Raw genomic sequence first — 15,782 nt, forward strand, 5'->3', positions numbered from 1 at the left:
AGAGGCGCTCATTACCCATGGGTTACCCAGCCGAGGGCGAGGTAAGACTGGATCGCGAAAGCACTCGGGCCAGTGCTTCCACCACGTCCGGAGCGTAGTCGTCCGCGGTGGCCAGGCGCAGCTCCTCCAGGGCCGTGAGACCGCCGCCGGGACCGGCGTCCCGCGCCTTCTCCTCGTAGGCGTTCACCACCCGTACGATCCGCGCGGCCGGCGGCTGCTCCCGGCAGGGGTCGGCCTGGCGCTCCACGACCACCGCGACAGCCGGGTCGACGCCGGTCTGGCGGACCACGGCGCCGCCCAGCAGCGCGATCCGCCGCTGCTCCGGGACGGGCAGGCCGGCGGTGGCACCCGCGGGTACCGGGTCGACCAGGCTGAGCTGGCCGATGTCGTGCATCAGGGCCGCGTACTCCAGCACGGTCAGCTCGGGCCCCGACAGCCCCAGGTCGCGGCCCACGGCCCCGCTCAGCTCGGCGACGCGGCGCGCGTGTCCGGCCGGGGTGTACCCGGCGATCTCGGTGGCCCTGGCCAGGGACGCGATGGTCTGCCGGTAGGTGGCCCGGACGGCCGCGTAGCGGCGGTAGGACAGCTGGGCGAGCAGCAGTGGCACGCAGAAGACGGGGAGCGCCCAGAGGCCCGCGACGCCCACCGCGAGCGCCATCACCACCCCGGTCGCGCACACCGCGGTGGTGATCCCGACCATGCCGCGCAGCTCCTCGCGCAGCAGCGGGCCGAAGGGCCAGCCGGTGCGGGCGTGCGCGGGTGCCGCGGCGAGCACGGCGTCGCACAGCGTGGTCAGGGCGAGCAGCGCGATCAGCAGCAGCGCGTACGCGGGGCCGCTCCAGTCGCGGAAGGTGCCCTGGACGGAGAGCGGCTGGAAGCACACCGCGGCGAAGGCGACGGTGAGCACGCGCCGCGCCAGGTGGTCGAGGACGGGCCCGCTGCCCCGGGCCGTGTAGGGCACGCTGCCGGTCAGCGACGCGGCGAGGACGACGGTGACGGTCTGGGCGACGCCGTGCGGGGCGGGCCGCCCGGCGACCTCCCCGAGCAGCGCGTACGCCAGTGCCCCGGCGGCGCCGAGCGGAGCAGCCTCGCGGGCCTCGGCGTCGGCGCGGCGGGTCAGCTCGCCGAGGGCGACCAGCACACCGAAGGCGAGCGCGACGGGCCGGTGGACGAGCCCCGACCACAGCACGGAGGCGAGGCAGAGCACGACGACGAGTCCGGCGGCGGCGCGGATGAGGAGGGGAACCAGCGGAGGCCGGCCCCGCAGCCGGGGCGCCAGTGGCCCGCTCATACGGCACGTCTCCCGACGCTGTCGCGCGCGCCCCGTCCACCTGCCCGGCCGGGGATCGCCGCGGCCGTCGGGACAGCGGCGGTGCCGTCGGCCGTGACCGACGGGTGCCAGCCGTGCCGGCCCAGGGCGCGGACCAGCGCGCCCACCATCCGGGGGTCGAACTGTTTCCCGGCACACCGTTGGAGCTCCTCCACCGCCGCGGCGACGGGACGGGCCCTGCGGTAGGAGCGGGTGGAGGTCATCGCGTCGAAGGCGTCGGCGACGGCCACCACGCGGGCCGACTCGGGGATGCGGTCGCCGACCAGGCCGTAGGGGTAGCCGCTGCCGTCCAGCCGTTCGTGGTGGTGGAGGACGGCGGCCCGGGCCTCCCCCAGGAAGCGGATGCCGCGCACCATCTCGTGCCCGTACTCCGGGTGCAGTTCGATCACCCGCCGCTCCTCGGGCGTCAGCGCCCCCTCCTTGCGCAGCAGCCGGGTGGGCACGCCGAGCTTGCCCACGTCGTGCAGGATGCCGGCGAAGCGGAGCGTCTCGACCCGCTCGTCGTCCATGCCCAGCTCGCGGGCGATCATCATGCTGGCCCGGCCGACGCGCTCGCTGTGTCCGCGGGTGTAGCCGTCCTTGATGTCGACGGCCTGCACGAGCGCGCGGATGGTCGCCTGGTGCGCGGCCCGCTCCCGGTGGTACTGGGCGAACGCCCACCACGCGACACACATCGGCAGCAGCACGAGCAGCGCGGCCACCGGACCGTACGGGCTGCGCCACAGGACGGCCATCATCAGCCCGGCGAGCCCGTGCACGGCGACCGGTCCGAGCGTCCTGGTGAACAGTCCTCGCCATGCCCGGCCCGCCGGCACCGGGTCGGCGAGCGCCAGGATGCCGCCGTCCAGCAGGGTGAGTACCAGGCAGAACGCCAGTAGCGCGGCCCCGGCGGGCACGAGCGCGTACGGGAAGTCGGGCTCGACGAGCGCGTCCCGCCCGCCGAGCCGCCCGTGGAGGTACGCGGCGGCCCAGACGGCGAGCGTCAGCTGTGCGGCCCGCCAGACCCGCCGCAGCGCGAAGGGCCGCCTCGGCACCGGGGACAGCAGGGCTCCCGGCAGTGCGACGAGCGCCGCGGCGGACGGCGGGAGCAGGAAGGCACCCGTGAGCAGGACGGGGTAGCAGGTACCGACGGAGCGGAACCGCGCGACCAGCTCGGAGCCCGCGTACAGCACGGCGAGCAGCAGCACCGCCCGCCAGGGCGTGGGTGTCGAGGGCAGTGACCGCAGGCAGACGAGTGCGGCCAGGACGACACCGGCGACGTACACGCGCGCCCGAGCCGGTACCGCGTCCATGATCCCCTCCCCCGGCCACGCCTGTCAGGCTCCGGAGCCTAGGACGGCGGTGGGGAGGCCGCGGGCAGATAACCCGCGGATTAGCACGTACGAGTGACTCGGGAGGGCTCAGGACTCCTGGGGAGCCGGCGGTGCGGCCGTGACGTCGTGCTCGGGCACGGACTGTCCGGACCGGATCAGGTCGAGCCTGCCCATGACCTTGGCGCGCAGGTCACCCGGCACGTCGTCCTGTCCGCAGCACCGCTTGACCAGCTTCTTCACGGCCTGCTCCAGCCCGTACTTCTCCAGGCAGGGCGAGCACTCCTCGAAGTGGTGCTCGAACTTCACGCAGTCCGAGTCCGGCATCTCCTTGTCGAGGAACTCGTAGAGATGATCGAGGATTTCGCTGCAATCCGTCTCGTGCGGCTCTCCGCAGCTCATGACCCCGAGCCTTTCGCTTCGTTCGACTCTCCGGCGCCGGCCGGGACCAGACCGCGGTCGCGGGCGTAGTCCTCCAGCATGCCGCGCAGCTGACGGCGTCCACGGTGCAGCCGGGACATGACCGTACCGATGGGTGTCCCCATGATGTCGGCGATCTCCTTGTAGGCAAACCCCTCGACGTCCGCCAGATAGACGGCGATGCGGAACTCCTCGGGGATGGCCTGGAGGGCCTGCTTCACGTCCGAGTCGGGCAGGTGGTCCAGCGCCTGCGACTCGGCGGAGCGCAGACCGGTCGACATGTGCGACTCGGCACGCGCGAGCTGCCAGTCCTCGATCTCCTCGGCCGCGCTGCGCTGGGGCTCGCGCTGCTTCTTGCGGTACGAGTTGATGAAGGTGTTGGTGAGGATGCGGTACAGCCACGCCTTGAGGTTGGTGCCCTCGCGGAACTGGTGGAAGGACGCGTACGCCTTGGCGTAGGTCTCCTGCACCAGGTCCTCGGCGTCGGCCGGATTACGCGTCATGCGCAGCGCGGCCGAGTACATCTGGTCGAGGAACTCCAGCGCGTCCCGCTCGAAGCGCGCGCTGCGCTCGGCGGTCGACTCCGCGCTCGTGCCCCGGCCCTCGGGCTGCTCCGCCTGGCCGTGTTCGGTCCCTGCGTCGGTCCCAGTGACCGGACCCACCTCCTCCAGTGACGTGGTGAAACCGAGACCGGCCCCACTCGAATCGGAGGATAGACGACGATCCGGTCCGCCCGCCGCCCGAATAGGGGCGGTCTTCGCCGCGTGCAGCACCGTCCAGTCCAGGTCGGCGCGGCCGCTGCTGCGACGAGGGCAGAAGGTCGAACCCATGCGGCGGACTTCCTCTCCTACGGCGTCGGTGCTGATTCTCAGCAACGTACGTCCGGCACAACAGTGGGCGCACGCCGGTCATTCCCAGGCGTTCACCCAAGTGAGCCGACCCACTTCGCGACCCTCTCGGTGATCAGCTCCAGGGCCGCCTCCTGGGTGGTCTCCGCCCGCTTGGGCACGGCGAAGCCGTGATCGCCGTACGGCACCTCGACGAGGTCGTACGTGCCCTCGGCGGCCTCGGGGAACTCCCCCGGCCTCCCGAAGGGGTCGTTGCCGCCCTGCACGACGAGGGTGGGGACGCCCGCCCCCAGCAGCTCGTCGGCGCGGGACTTCTCGGGCCTGCCCGGCGGGTGCAGGGGGAAGCTCAGGGCGAGGACGGCGTGGGCGCCGAGTTCGCGGGCGGTGCGGCAGGCGACGCGGGCGCCGGCGCTGCGGCCGCCCGCGATCACGGGCAGTCCCGGTGCGGTCAGCGCGGGCCAGAGGCCGCGCCAGCCGGTGTCGAGGGTCTTCGGCGCGGGCGCCAGCTTCTTGCCGGCCACCCGCCAGGGCTGCTCGACCAGGGCCACGCTCACTCCGTGGGCGGGCAGTGCGGCCGCCAGCGCCCGCAGGTCGCGCGCCTCGATGCCGCCGCCGGCGCCGTGGCTCGCGGCGAGGACGAGACGGGGCTTCCCCGCCCGGTGCCAGGTGATGCGGGCGGGCCCGGCGTCGGTCTCGACCGCCTCGACCGCCTCGGGCGTCTCGGGCGTCTTCTTCGTCACATGCGTCACGTCAGAAGAGTGTGCCCTCTTCCGGCGCCTCCAGCTCCTTGAGCAGCTCCGGCCCGTTGTTGCGCACGTTGCTCACCGCGGTGGAGACCGGGAACGCCCGCATCATTCCGGCGGGCGGGGGCGCCAGCAGCGACCTCAGCTCGTCGGGGTCGGTGCGTGCCGGGTCGAGCCAGTCGTCCCAGCGGTCCGGCGTCAGCATCAGGGGCATCCGGGGGTGGATGTCGGAGAGCGCGTGCGGCCCGTCGGCCGGGGCGACCGCCAGGGGGGTGGTCTCGGCCTCGGTCGTGATCACCGAGCACGTCACCCACCAGGCCTGCGGGTGGTCGTCCGGCAGCGTCCTGTCCCGCCAGAACTCGTAGAGCCCGGCCATGGCAAACACGGACCCGTCGGCGGGTGTGACGAAGTACGGCTGCTTGCGGGGCCGCTTCTTGCGTCCCTCGACCTCCAGGTCCCGCTCCTGCTTGCCGGTGACCCACTCGTAGTAGCCGTCGGCGGGCAGGATGCAGCGCCTGCTGCTGAAGGCGCGCCGGTAGGAGGGCTTCTCGTGGACGGTCTCCGCGCGGGCGTTGATCATCCGCGCCCCGCCCTCGGGGGTCTTGGACCAGGACGGGACGAGCCCCCACTTCAGCTTCCGCAGCTGCCGAACCGGATCCGGGTCCTCGGCGTCCTTCAGGGGACGGTCCAGAACGGCATGGACCTCCTTGGTGGGCGCCACGTTGTAGTCGGGCTCCAAGCTCTCCTTGGGCTCCCACTTCTCGATCTCGAAGATTCCCGCGAGATCCTCGGGTCGACGACTCGCCGCATACCGTCCGCACATACGTGCCACACTGCCAGACCCCGCGCAGACACGAGGAGCCCTCACCGAACATGGACCACCTCGCAACGGCCTCGCTCCCCTCTCTGTGGGACGAGGTATCCGGCACCCAGCCCGATCCCGACCTGTGGGTGGTGATCGCGACGCTGGTGGCCGCGCTGGTCGTCGTCGTGCCGCACCGCCCGTGGCGGATAGCGCGCAACGCGATCACCATCGCGCACGAGGGCGGACACGGGCTCGTGGCGCTGCTCACCGGCCGCACCCTGACCGGGATCACCCTGCACTCGGACACCAGCGGCCTGACGGTGAGCCGCGGCAAGCCGACCGGCGTCGGGATGATCCTGACGGCGGTGGCCGGCTACACCGCTCCCCCGCTGCTCGGCCTCGGCGGCGCCGCGCTGCTGGCCGCGGGGCGCATCACCCTGCTGCTGTGGCTGGCGACGGCGCTGCTCGTCGCCCTGCTGGTGATGGTCCGCAACGCGTACGGGATGCTGACGGTGGTGCTCACCGGCGGCACGTTCGTCCTGGTCTCCTGGCTGGCCGGACCTCAGGTGCAGGCGGCGTTCGCGTACGCGGTGGTCTGGTTCCTGCTGCTCGGCGGGGTGCGTCCGGCCTTCGAGCTGCAGGCCAAGCGGGCCCGGGGCGGCGCGGGCGACTCGGACGCGGACCAGCTGGCCCGGCTGACCCACGCGCCGGCGGGGGTCTGGTTCTTCCTGTTCCACGCGGTGTCGCTGTGCTCGCTGGTCGGCGGGGGACGCTGGCTCCTTGAGCTGTGACGCACGGGCGCCCGCACGCGCCCGGATATCCGCGCCCGCATATATGCACGGCATGTGCGCTGTCGCGATTTCGGTCAGGTTTCGCCGCTTTTGATCAAGATCTCCGATCGGCTTCAGCCATTAAAGTGGGGCCCATGACCGTGAACCCCACGCACACCGCCCTCTGGCCCGCACCGCACGCGAGCGGAGCCGTCGACGCGACCGTCCAGGTGCCCGGGTCCAAGTCGGTCACCAACCGCGCCCTGGTGCTGGCCGCCCTCGCCTCCGAGCCCGGCTGGCTGCGCCGTCCGCTGCGCTCCCGCGACACCCTGCTGATGGCCGAGGCGCTGCGCGCGATGGGCGTCGAGATCGAGGAGGGCGTCGGCCCGGAGGGCAGCGGTGAGTTCTGGCGGGTCATCCCGGCGGGACTGCGCGGCCCGGCCACGGTCGACGTCGGCAACGCGGGCACGGTCATGCGTTTCCTCCCGCCGGTCGCCACGCTCGTGGACGGCCCCGTCCGCTTCGACGGCGATCCGCGGTCCTACGAGCGCCCGCTGCACGGCGTGATCGACGCGCTGCGCGTCCTGGGTGCCCGCGTCGACGACGACGGGCGCGGCGCGCTGCCGCTGACCGTGCACGGCGGGGGCGCGCTGGAGGGCGGCCCGGTCGAGATCGACGCGTCGTCGTCCTCGCAGTTCGTCAGCGCCCTGCTGCTGTCCGGCCCGCGCTTCAACCAGGGCGTCGAGGTCCGCCACACCGGCTCCGCGCTGCCGTCCATGCCGCACATCCGGATGACCGTCGACATGCTGCGCTCGGTGGGCGCCCAGGTCGACACCCCGGAGTCGGGCGGCGAGCCGAACGTCTGGCGGGTCACGCCGGGCGCGCTCCTGGGCCGGGACCTGACGGTCGAGCCGGACCTCTCCAACGCCCAGCCGTTCCTGGCCGCGGCCCTGATCACCGGCGGCAAGGTCGTGATCCCCGACTGGCCGTCCCAGACCACCCAGCCCGGCGACCGGCTGCGGGAGATCTTCACCGAGATGGGCGGTTCCTGCGAACTGGCCGACTACGGGCTGGTCTTCACCGGATCGGGCGCCGTTCACGGCATCGACGTCGACCTCGGCGAGGTCGGCGAGCTGACCCCGGGCATCGCGGCCGTCGCCGCCCTCGCGGACTCCCCCTCGACCCTGCGCGGGGTGGCGCACCTGCGGCTGCACGAGACGGACCGCCTGGCCGCGCTCACCAAGGAGATCAACGAACTCGGCGGCGACGTCACCGAGACCGCCGACGGTCTGCACATCCGCCCGCGTCCCCTGCACGGCGGCGTCTTCCACACGTACGAGGACCACCGCATGGCCACCGCCGGGGCGATCCTCGGCCTCGCGGTCGAGGGAGTGCGCATCGAGAACGTGGCCACGACCGCCAAGACCCTGCCCGACTTCCCCGACCTGTGGACCGGGATGCTCGGGGCGTAGGGACTGTTCGCCATGCGCCGCTACGGCAAGCACACCGACGAGGACGACATCCGCTCCCGCCCCAACCGCAAGGGCAACCGGCCGCGCACCCACATCCGGCCCAAGCACGAGGACGCCGCGGAGGGCCTGGTCCTCACCGTGGACCGCGGCCGGCTGACCTGTCTGGTCGAGGACCGGGTCGTGATGGCGATGAAGGCCAGGGAACTGGGCCGCAAGGCGGCGGTGGTCGGCGACCGGGTGGCACTGGTCGGCGATCTCTCCGGCAAGAAGGACACCCTCGCGCGCATCGTCCGCATCGAGGAACGCGCGTCCCTGCTGCGCCGCACCGCGGACGACGACGACCCCTACGAGCGCGTGGTCGTCGCCAACGCCGACCAGCTCGCCATCGTCACCGCCCTGGCCGACCCGGAGCCGCGCCCCCGCCTGATCGACCGCTGCCTGGTCGCGGCGTTCGACGGCGGCCTCACCCCGCTGCTGGTGATGACCAAGTCGGACCTGGCGCCGCCGGACGAACTCCTGGAGCTGTACGGCGCGTTGGACATCCCGTACGTCGTCACCAGTCGCGAGGAGCTGGAGAACGGCGCCGCGGCCGGCCTGGTGCGCGAGCATCTGGACGGGAAGATCACCGCCTTCGTCGGCCACTCCGGCGTCGGCAAGACGACGCTCGTCAACACTCTGGTGCCGCAGGACCGCCGCCGGGTGACGGGTCATGTGAACGCGGTGACGGGCCGCGGCCGGCACACCACGACCTCGGCACTCGCCCTGCCGCTGTCGTCCGAGGCGGGCGGCTGGGTCGTCGACACCCCGGGCGTACGGTCGTTCGGGCTGGCGCACATCGATCCGTCGCGGGTCATCAACGCCTTCCCCGACCTGGTGCCCGGCACGGAGGGGTGCCCCCGCGCGTGCAGCCACGACGAGCAGGACTGCGCGCTGGACGCGTGGGTCGCCGAGGGCCACGCCGACCCGGCACGGCTGTACTCGCTGCGCCGGCTGCTGTCGACGCGCGAACGGAAGGAAGGCGACTGACCTCCGCGTTGTTTGCCGTGCCGTGGTACCGGTGAGTGCATAATCGCACCAAGCCGGAACCGAGCCCGCGCACATCCGGACGAAGCGACCCGGTAACGGCCACCGGACACAGCACCGGACGAAGCAGCGGTCACGGTACGGGACTACGGGAGGACAAGACATGGCGTGGCTGCTGGTCATCGTGGCCGGGTTGCTCGAGACCGGCTTCGCCGTCTGCCTGAAGCTGTCGCACGGCTTCACCCGGCTCTGGCCCACCGTCGCCTTCTGCGCCTTCGCCCTGGGCAGTTTCGGACTGCTGACCCTGGCCCTGAAGAGGCTCGACGTCGGCCCCGCCTACGCCGTGTGGACCGGCATCGGCGCCGCGGGCACCGCCATCTACGGCATGGTCTTCCTCGGCGATCTGGTCTCGACCCTGAAGATCGTCTCGATCAGTTTCGTCATCATCGGCGTGATCGGACTCCAGCTGTCGGGCTCGGCGCACTGAGCCGCGTGCACGGTGTCGCCCGACGGGCGGGGCTCTCGCAACAGGCCCTACGCCGTCGACCGGCGCGGCAGGGCGGTGCGCACGAGGTCGGCCACGCCGCCGTCGCCGGGCGGTGCCGCGACGCAGGACAGGGCGAGCCGCACGGCCAGTTCGCAGGAGCGGGTCAGTTCGGCGGCGTCCGGCGGGGCCGGCGGGTCGGCGCCGTACAGGACGGCCACGGCACGGTCGCGGACCAGAGCCACGAAGTCGCCGGGCGAGGGCAGCGGACCGTCGGCCCGGCGCTGGGCCGGCGCGGCGGAGGAGGACGGCACGGCCGTCAGCTCCGGTGCGGGCAGCCGCTCGCTCCAGCAGCCGGTGAGTAGCGCCCGGACCAGCGCGTTCTCGTGGGCGGCGGACGTCATCCACTCGGCGGTCGCGGTGAGCCGTTCACGCGGGTCGCTGGGCCCGGCGAGCGCGCGGTCCACGCCCGCGAGATAGCCGTCGGCCTCCCGCCGCACGAGCGCCCGCGCGAGGCCCTCCTTGCTGCCGAACTCGTTGTACAGCGTCTGCCGGGACACCCCGGCCGCCGCCGCGACGTCCACCATCCGCACGGCGGACCACGGCCGGTGCGCCAACGCCTGGTAAGCGGCGTCGAGCAGGGACTTCCGGGCTGCGGGCACCGTCGCCTCCCTCGGGCCGAGCGGCTTCGTGCCCAGATTTGACGGGTATGGGGTCACTGTCAAGGGTCCTCGCGCCGGAGCGGGCACAGGCCATGGGGCGCATCCGCCCGGCGGCTCCGCCTCCGTGATCCGCCACGCCCGCCAAACCCCTGGTGGCTCCCGCGCGTCCCGGGCCGATACGGTTGCCGCATGCCCGACTACCTCGACGACCTCCGCCTCGCCCACGTGCTCGCCGACGCCGCCGACGCGGCGACGATGGACCGCTTCAAGGCCCTCGACCTCAAGGTCGAGACGAAGCCGGACATGACCCCGGTGAGCGAGGCGGACAAGGCCGCCGAGGAACTCATCCGCGGCCACCTCGCCCGCGCCCGCCCCCGCGACTCGGTGCAGGGCGAGGAGTTCGGCACCACGGGAGCCGGCACCCGTCGCTGGGTGATCGACCCGATCGACGGCACCAAGAACTACGTCCGGGGCGTCCCCGTCTGGGCCACCCTGATCGCGCTCATGGAGGCCGGCGAGGGCGGCTATCAGCCCGTGGTCGGGCTGGTCTCCGCCCCGGCCCTCGGGCGCCGTTGGTGGGCGGTGCAGGACCACGGCGCGTTCACCGGCCGCAGCCTGACCTCCGCCTCCAGGCTCCAGGTCTCCCAGGTGTCCACGCTCTCGGACGCCTCGTTCGCGTACTCGTCGCTCGGCGGCTGGGAGGAGCAGGGACGGCTGGACGGCTTCCTCGACCTCACCCGCGAGGTGTGGCGCACGCGCGCGTACGGCGACTTCTGGCCGTACATGATGGTCGCCGAGGGCTCGGTGGACATCTGCGCCGAACCCGAGCTGTCCCTCTGGGACATGGCCGCGAACGCCATCATCGTCACGGAGGCCGGCGGTACCTTCACCGGCCTCGACGGGCGCCACGGCCCGCACAGCGGCAACGCGGCGGCGTCGAACGGCCGCCTGCACGACGAACTCCTCGGCTATCTGAACCAGCGCTACTGAGCGCCCGCCGACTCCCCCTCCACGCCCCCTTGTTGACCCCCGCTTTACCTGCCACCCTGAGAGTCCCCCCACTTGTGAACTTGTGAATCCATGAACTAACTCATGGATCACCGGCAGGAGGTGGCTCCACCCCATGCTCGTCCGCGAAGTCATGAGCAAGGTAGTCCTCACCATCGGCCCCGCCCACACACTCCGTCAGTCGGCCGCCCTGATGTCCGCACGCGGCGTCGGCGCGGCCGTGGTGTACGACCCCGACGCCGACGGCATCGGCATCCTCACCGAACGCGACGTCCTGGTCTCCGTGGGCCAGGGCCAGGACCCGGACACCGAGCGCGCCCACGCCCACACCACCACCGACGTCGTCTTCGCCGCACCGTCCTGGACCGTGGAGGAGGCGGCCGCGGCGATGGCGCACGGCGGCTTCCGCCACCTCATCGTGCTCGAGGGCGGCGAGCCGGCCGGCATCGTCTCGGTGCGCGACATCATCCGCTGCTGGGCGCCGGAGCGTTCGCGGCCGGGCGCCCCGGCGGTGACGGCCTGACGGCCTGACGGGCCGACGGGCTGAACGCTGGACGGGCCGAACGACGAAACGGGCCGGACCCCCGTACCCGGGGATCCGGCCCGCCGCCGCGACAAGCGGTCCAGTGCTGGACGTCAGCCGCGCAGGGCCTGGACCGCGGCCTCCAGCCGCTTGCCGAAGTCACCGTCGGCCTGACGGAAGTTGTTCACCGCGCGCTCGACGATGTCGTCGCGCGAGACACCGGAGAGGGCGCCGGCCAGGTTGTCGATCAGCCGCCCCTTCTCCTCCTCCGTCATCAGCCGGTAGAGGTTGCCCGCCTGGACGAAGTCGTTGTCCTCGGCGTGCGACGGAGCCTCGGTCTCGCCGGTGACACCGGAGACCGCGACCGGCTGCCACAGCGCGCGGTCCGTCTGGAACGGGCCGCCGAAGCTGTTCGGCTCGTAGTTCTTCGCGCCCTTGTGGCGGCCGTCGTACAGGAAGCCGTCACGGGAGTTGGTGCGCGCCTCGGTGGCGTGCGGGCGGTTCACCGGGAGGTGGTCGGCGTTGATGCCGACGCGGTAGCGGTGGGCGTCGCCGTACGCGAAGAGGCGGCCCTGGAGCATCTTGTCCGGGGACGGGCCGATGCCGGGCACGAAGTGCGACGGGGAGAAGATCGACTGCTCGACCTCGGCGAAGACGTTCTCCGGGTTGCGGTTGAGCTCCAGCTTGCCGAACTCGATGACCGGGTAGTCCGCGTGCGGCCACACCTTGGTCAGGTCGAACGGGTTGAAGCGGTACTTCGCCGCCTCGGCGACGGGCATGATCTGCACGCCGACGGTCCAGGAGGGGAACTCGCCCCGCTCGATCGCCTGACGCAGGTCGCGCTGGTGCGAGTCGGGGTCCGCACCGGCGAGCTTGTCGGCCTCGGCCTGGGTGAGGGTCTTGATGCCCTGGTCCGTCTTGAAGTGGTACTTCACCCAGAAGGCTTCGCCGGCCTCGTTGCTCCACTGGTAGGTGTGCGAGCCGAAGCCGTCCATGTGGCGGTACGACGCCGGGATGCCGCGGTCGCCGAAGAGCCAGGTCACCTGGTGCGTCGACTCGGGCGACAGGCCCCAGAAGTCCCAGACGTTGTCCGCCTCCTGGCTGCCGGTGTACGGGTCGCGCTTCTGGGTGTGGATGAAGTCGGGGAACTTGATGGCGTCCTTGATGAAGAACACCGGGGTGTTGTTGCCGACGAGGTCGTAGTTGCCCTCTTCGGTGTAGAACTTCAGCGCGAAACCGCGCGGGTCCCGGACGGCGTCGGGCGCGCCCAGGTTGCCGGCCACGGTGGAGAAGCGGAGGAAGGTCTCCGTCTCCTTGCCCACCTCGGAGAGGAACTTCGCGCGGGTGTACGGGGTGACGTCGGCGGTGACGGTGAAGGTGCCGTACGCGCCGGCGCCGCGGGCGTGCACGACCCGCTCCGGGATGCGCTCCCGGTTGAAGTGGGCCAGCTTCTCGAGGAGGAGCTGGTCCTGGACGAGCACGGGGCCGCCGACGCCCGCGGTCTCGCTGTTCTGGTTGTCGGCCACCGGTGCACCGGCTTCCGTAGTGAGCGGTCCCTGAGTCACGTACGCCTCCTGCGCCAATCCTGCAAAACCTGTCCCTTGGCTAATGCCGTTCTCGATCCTACAATGGACAATGTCTAAGTCAAGTACGGCTCCAAAGTCACACCTGTTCGGGACCTGGTCCCCCTAGCTGCTAGGCTGGTCTGTATGAGTGACCTACTGGAACGGTTGCGCGGTCGCGGATGGCGCATGACCGCGCAACGACGCGTCGTGGCCGAGGTCCTCGACGGCGAACACGTCCATCTGACGGCCGACGAGGTGCACGCCAGGGCCGTGGGCAGGCTCCCGGAGATCTCCCGGGCGACGGTCTACAACACGCTGGGCGAGCTGGTCTCGCTCGGTGAGGTGCTGGAGGTCGCGACGGACAAGCGCGCCAAGCGCTACGACCCGAACGCGCACACGCCGCACCACCACCTGGTCTGCGCCCAGTGCGGCGCGATCCGCGACGTCCACCCGACGGGCAACCCGATGGCCGACCTCCCCGACTCGGAGCGCTTCGGCTTCACCGTCTCGGACGTCGAGGTGACCTACCGCGGCACCTGCCCGAACTGCGCGGCGGCATAGGTCCCACCAGCACGCACGAAGCCCCGGCACCGATGGCGCCGGGGCTTCGTCATGACCGCGACCGGGGCTTCGCCCCCGTGCTCGCCGTGAACGCACCGAGGGCCGGAAACCTTTCGGATTCCGGCCCTCGGCCTTCAGTAGCGGGGACAGGATTTGAACCTGCGACCTCTGGGTTATGAGCCCAGCGAGCTACCGAGCTGCTCCACCCCGCGTCGATGAATGGAACATTACGTCACCCCCACGACGAGAAGCAAATCGCTTCCGCCCCGGCGTCCCGCCGGGGACAGGCCTCAGGCCGACAGCTCCTGCCGCAGGGCGTCGCGCAGCCGGGCCGCCCGTTCGCCCACCTCTGCCGGGCCCAGCGACACCGCCCGGTCCGCCCAGCGCTGCCCCTCCGCCAGTTCCCCCCGTCGCGCGCAGACCAGCGCCAGCCGCAGCGCGGCCCGTCCGTGACCGGCGTCGGCCGCGCGGCGCCACCACACGACGGCCTCGGGCTCGCTGCCCTCGCGGGCCAGCAGCAGGCCCAGGTTGAACGCGCCGTTGCGGGACCCGGCCTCGGCCGCCTCCCGGTACCACCGCGCCGCCTCCACCACGTCGCCCCGCGCCGCGGCGAGCATCCCGACCCGCACCTGGGCCCGGCGGTGACCCTGGGAGGCCGCCCGCTCGTACCACTCCTCGCACTCCGACTTCTCCTGCGCCTGCTCGCCCAGCTCGTGCGCGGGCGCGGGCGGCCGGCGCGCGTCCAGCACGGTCGCCAGCCGGTACGCGGCCTCCGCGCTGCCGCCCCCCGCCGCGCACCGCAGGAACCGTTCCGCCTCGCGCTCGTCCCCGGCACGCAGGCGGGCCATGCCGACCTGCAGCGCCGCCTCCGTGTGCCCGGCGGCCGCGGCCCGCTCGTACCAGCGCAGCGCCGTCCGCTCGGCGCCCCGGCCCGCGTGCAGGATCCCGAGGTTGAAGGCGGCGTCCACGCTGCCCGCCTCGGCCGCCTTGGAGAACCACGGCTCCGCGCCGGTCTCGTCACCGCCGCGCAGCAGCAGGATGGCGAGCGCGTTGGACGCCTCCCGGTGCCCGGCGTACGCGGCCCGGCGGTACCACTGCTCGGCCTGCGCGGTGCGGCCCTGCTCGGCGCAGAGCAGGCCGAGGTTGTACGCCCCGTTGTCGTCCCCGGCATCCATCGCGGCCCGGTACCAGCGTTCGGCGGTCTGGGTCTCGCCGCGCTCGGCGTGCAGCGCACCCAGGGCGTTGGCGGCGTTGCCGTCGCCGTCCTGGGCGGCGCGCAGCCACCACACGGCGGCGCTCTCGGTGTCCCCGGCGTCGCGCAGCAGGAAGCCCAGCGCGCAGGCCGCGCGAGCTTCGCCCTCCTTGGCGGACGTGAGGTACCAGCGGCCGGCCTCCTTCAGTTCGCCCCGCTTCTCCAGGATCGTCCCGAGGTGCAGCGCGGCCCGCCGGTGACCGCGTGCGGCGGCCTGCCGGTACCACTGCTCGACCTCCTCGCCGGCGGCGGCCGCGTCGTCGCCGGCGCGGTCCGGCCCGGCGCCGCGGTCCAGCGTCCGCGCCAGCCGGTACGCGGCCTCCCGGTGCCCGCGCTCGGCGGCGGCCCGCATCCAGCGCCCGGCCCCGGCGTCGTCGCCGCGGTGCTCCAGCAGGTCGGCGAGGGCATAGGCGCCCAGGACGTGCCCCTGCTCGGCGGACTGGCACAGCCAGTACTCCGCGGCGGGCTCGTCCCCGCGCTCGCGGAAGTGCCGCCCCAGCGCGTGAGCGGCGGCCGCGGATCCGGCGACCGCGGCGATCCGCCACCAGCCCGCGGCCTCGTCGGCGTATCCGCGCTGGTGCAGCAGAACGCCGAGGTTGTTCGCGGCCGCCCGGTCACCGGCCGCCGTGGCGGCCCGCAGCTGCGACTCGGCTCCGTCGAAGTCGCCCCGGCGCAGCAGCATCGCGCCGAGCATGCTCATCGCCTCGACGTCACCGCCGTCGACGGCCAGCCGCAGGCGCACTTCCTCCGCGGCCTCGTCGGCGGCCTCCTGAGCCTCGTCCGTGGCCTCCTCCTGACCGGACGGCGGCGCAAAACGCCCTGTCCCGAACAGATTTGCCATGTCCCCCATAACGTTCATCGTCGCACCACCTGCAACCTTGGTACACCCGGTATACCGCAGCCAGTGAGGTCACTTCAGCGTTTTGTCGACATGCCCACAGGACGACAAGTCAAACACAGATCGGCCCAACTCCCCCTGGCGGCGCGGCCGTCGCGCTCACCGGCA

General features: G+C 72.6%; 16 protein-coding genes and 1 tRNA gene. 7 read left to right on the top strand and 10 right to left on the bottom strand.

What is annotated here, in order from left to right:
* Window positions 1-22 precede the first annotated feature (22 nt).
* The 6 genes from ACFW01_RS11565 to ACFW01_RS11590 all read right to left on the bottom strand — a co-directional run bounded on the left by ACFW01_RS11565 (window position 23) and on the right by ACFW01_RS11590 (window position 5,474).
* A complete protein-coding gene (locus ACFW01_RS11565; protein ID WP_384503133.1) occupies window positions 23-1,291 on the bottom strand; it encodes an HD-GYP domain-containing protein in 1,269 nt (422 codons plus the stop codon).
* On the bottom strand, window positions 1,288-2,622 hold the full coding sequence (locus ACFW01_RS11570; RefSeq protein ID WP_384503135.1) for an HD-GYP domain-containing protein: 1,335 nt from the start codon (window positions 2,620-2,622) through the stop codon (window positions 1,288-1,290). Before ACFW01_RS11570 ends, ACFW01_RS11565 begins: the two co-directional genes overlap by 4 nt.
* Window positions 2,623-2,730: 108 nt before the next feature.
* Window positions 2,731-3,042, bottom strand: coding sequence for a mycothiol system anti-sigma-R factor (gene rsrA, locus ACFW01_RS11575; protein WP_234954790.1), 312 nt, complete (start codon window positions 3,040-3,042; stop codon window positions 2,731-2,733).
* Complete coding sequence (sigR, locus tag ACFW01_RS11580) at window positions 3,039-3,722, bottom strand: RNA polymerase sigma factor SigR (protein WP_234955406.1); 684 nt, start codon at window positions 3,720-3,722, stop codon at window positions 3,039-3,041. The genes rsrA and sigR overlap by 4 nt, the downstream gene beginning before the upstream one ends.
* 260 nt (window positions 3,723-3,982) lie before the next feature.
* The gene (locus ACFW01_RS11585; protein ID WP_384503138.1) at window positions 3,983-4,657 is read right to left on the bottom strand and encodes an alpha/beta family hydrolase; all 675 of its coding nucleotides are present in this window, start codon (window positions 4,655-4,657) and stop codon (window positions 3,983-3,985) included.
* A 1-nt stretch (window position 4,658) separates the two neighbouring features.
* Window positions 4,659-5,474 (bottom strand): SOS response-associated peptidase, encoded by an 816-nt coding sequence (locus ACFW01_RS11590; protein ID WP_384503140.1) that lies wholly within the window; start codon window positions 5,472-5,474, stop codon window positions 4,659-4,661.
* A gap of 50 nt (window positions 5,475-5,524) precedes the next feature.
* Between ACFW01_RS11590 and ACFW01_RS11595 the strand changes: the two genes are divergently transcribed.
* The 4 genes from ACFW01_RS11595 to ACFW01_RS11610 all read left to right on the top strand — a co-directional run bounded on the left by ACFW01_RS11595 (window position 5,525) and on the right by ACFW01_RS11610 (window position 9,208).
* A complete protein-coding gene (locus ACFW01_RS11595) occupies window positions 5,525-6,247 on the top strand; it encodes a M50 family metallopeptidase (protein ID WP_122616139.1) in 723 nt (240 codons plus the stop codon).
* A gap of 134 nt (window positions 6,248-6,381) precedes the next feature.
* Complete coding sequence (aroA, locus tag ACFW01_RS11600; protein ID WP_234954794.1) at window positions 6,382-7,698, top strand: 3-phosphoshikimate 1-carboxyvinyltransferase; 1,317 nt, start codon at window positions 6,382-6,384, stop codon at window positions 7,696-7,698.
* 12 nt (window positions 7,699-7,710) lie between these two features.
* Entirely contained in the window at window positions 7,711-8,724 is a 1,014-nt protein-coding gene (rsgA, locus tag ACFW01_RS11605; protein ID WP_384503143.1) for a ribosome small subunit-dependent GTPase A, read from the top strand.
* 160 nt (window positions 8,725-8,884) lie between these two features.
* Window positions 8,885-9,208: a multidrug efflux SMR transporter gene (locus ACFW01_RS11610; RefSeq protein ID WP_064729742.1), complete on the top strand. Its 324-nt coding sequence runs from the start codon at window positions 8,885-8,887 to the stop codon at window positions 9,206-9,208.
* Window positions 9,209-9,255: 47 nt separating this feature from the next.
* On the opposite strand, the gene ACFW01_RS11615 is transcribed toward ACFW01_RS11610, so the two are convergent.
* Complete coding sequence (locus tag ACFW01_RS11615) at window positions 9,256-9,867, bottom strand: TetR/AcrR family transcriptional regulator (RefSeq protein ID WP_384503145.1); 612 nt, start codon at window positions 9,865-9,867, stop codon at window positions 9,256-9,258.
* 189 nt (window positions 9,868-10,056) lie between these two features.
* Here ACFW01_RS11615 and hisN point away from each other — a divergent pair, with 189 nt between their 5' ends.
* A complete protein-coding gene (gene hisN / locus ACFW01_RS11620; protein WP_384503147.1) occupies window positions 10,057-10,857 on the top strand; it encodes a histidinol-phosphatase in 801 nt (266 codons plus the stop codon).
* A gap of 133 nt (window positions 10,858-10,990) precedes the next feature.
* Window positions 10,991-11,398, top strand: coding sequence for a cyclic nucleotide-binding/CBS domain-containing protein (locus ACFW01_RS11625; RefSeq protein ID WP_161329940.1), 408 nt, complete (start codon window positions 10,991-10,993; stop codon window positions 11,396-11,398).
* A gap of 113 nt (window positions 11,399-11,511) precedes the next feature.
* Here the strand turns inward: ACFW01_RS11625 and ACFW01_RS11630 are convergent, their stop codons facing one another.
* Window positions 11,512-12,963 carry a catalase gene (locus ACFW01_RS11630; protein WP_234954800.1) on the bottom strand — a complete coding sequence of 484 codons (1,452 nt, stop codon included), beginning with the start codon at window positions 12,961-12,963 and terminating at the stop codon, window positions 11,512-11,514.
* A gap of 144 nt (window positions 12,964-13,107) precedes the next feature.
* Here ACFW01_RS11630 and ACFW01_RS11635 point away from each other — a divergent pair, with 144 nt between their 5' ends.
* A complete protein-coding gene (locus ACFW01_RS11635; protein ID WP_125491922.1) occupies window positions 13,108-13,524 on the top strand; it encodes a Fur family transcriptional regulator in 417 nt (138 codons plus the stop codon).
* A gap of 138 nt (window positions 13,525-13,662) precedes the next feature.
* Here the strand turns inward: ACFW01_RS11635 and ACFW01_RS11640 are convergent.
* Together ACFW01_RS11640 and ACFW01_RS11645 are read right to left on the bottom strand one after the other, a co-directional pair.
* Window positions 13,663-13,736 (bottom strand) — tRNA-Met (locus ACFW01_RS11640).
* A gap of 78 nt (window positions 13,737-13,814) precedes the next feature.
* Complete coding sequence (locus tag ACFW01_RS11645; protein ID WP_384503150.1) at window positions 13,815-15,626, bottom strand: tetratricopeptide repeat protein; 1,812 nt, start codon at window positions 15,624-15,626, stop codon at window positions 13,815-13,817.
* Window positions 15,627-15,782: the final 156 nt, after the last annotated feature.

Source organism: Streptomyces sp. NPDC058985, assembly GCF_042740985.1.
Classification (GTDB): domain Bacteria; phylum Actinomycetota; class Actinomycetes; order Streptomycetales; family Streptomycetaceae; genus Streptomyces.

What these genes read in the sequence shown, in the direction of transcription:
- ACFW01_RS11595 (WP_122616139.1), top strand. Translation starts at nt 5,525, where the DNA reads ATGGACCACCTCGCAACGGCCTCGCTCCCCTCTCTGTGGGACGAGGTA.
- aroA (WP_234954794.1), top strand. Translation starts at nt 6,382, where the DNA reads ATGACCGTGAACCCCACGCACACCGCCCTCTGGCCCGCACCGCACGCG.
- rsgA (WP_384503143.1), top strand. Translation starts at nt 7,711, where the DNA reads ATGCGCCGCTACGGCAAGCACACCGACGAGGACGACATCCGCTCCCGC.
- hisN (WP_384503147.1), top strand. Translation starts at nt 10,057, where the DNA reads ATGCCCGACTACCTCGACGACCTCCGCCTCGCCCACGTGCTCGCCGAC.
- ACFW01_RS11635 (WP_125491922.1), top strand. Translation starts at nt 13,108, where the DNA reads ATGAGTGACCTACTGGAACGGTTGCGCGGTCGCGGATGGCGCATGACC.
- ACFW01_RS11570 (WP_384503135.1), bottom strand. Translation starts at nt 2,622, where the DNA reads ATGGACGCGGTACCGGCTCGGGCGCGCGTGTACGTCGCCGGTGTCGTC.
- ACFW01_RS11625 (WP_161329940.1), top strand. Translation starts at nt 10,991, where the DNA reads ATGCTCGTCCGCGAAGTCATGAGCAAGGTAGTCCTCACCATCGGCCCC.
- ACFW01_RS11565 (WP_384503133.1), bottom strand. Translation starts at nt 1,291, where the DNA reads ATGAGCGGGCCACTGGCGCCCCGGCTGCGGGGCCGGCCTCCGCTGGTT.
- ACFW01_RS11645 (WP_384503150.1), bottom strand. Translation starts at nt 15,626, where the DNA reads ATGGGGGACATGGCAAATCTGTTCGGGACAGGGCGTTTTGCGCCGCCG.
- ACFW01_RS11610 (WP_064729742.1), top strand. Translation starts at nt 8,885, where the DNA reads ATGGCGTGGCTGCTGGTCATCGTGGCCGGGTTGCTCGAGACCGGCTTC.
- rsrA (WP_234954790.1), bottom strand. Translation starts at nt 3,042, where the DNA reads ATGAGCTGCGGAGAGCCGCACGAGACGGATTGCAGCGAAATCCTCGAT.
- ACFW01_RS11590 (WP_384503140.1), bottom strand. Translation starts at nt 5,474, where the DNA reads ATGTGCGGACGGTATGCGGCGAGTCGTCGACCCGAGGATCTCGCGGGA.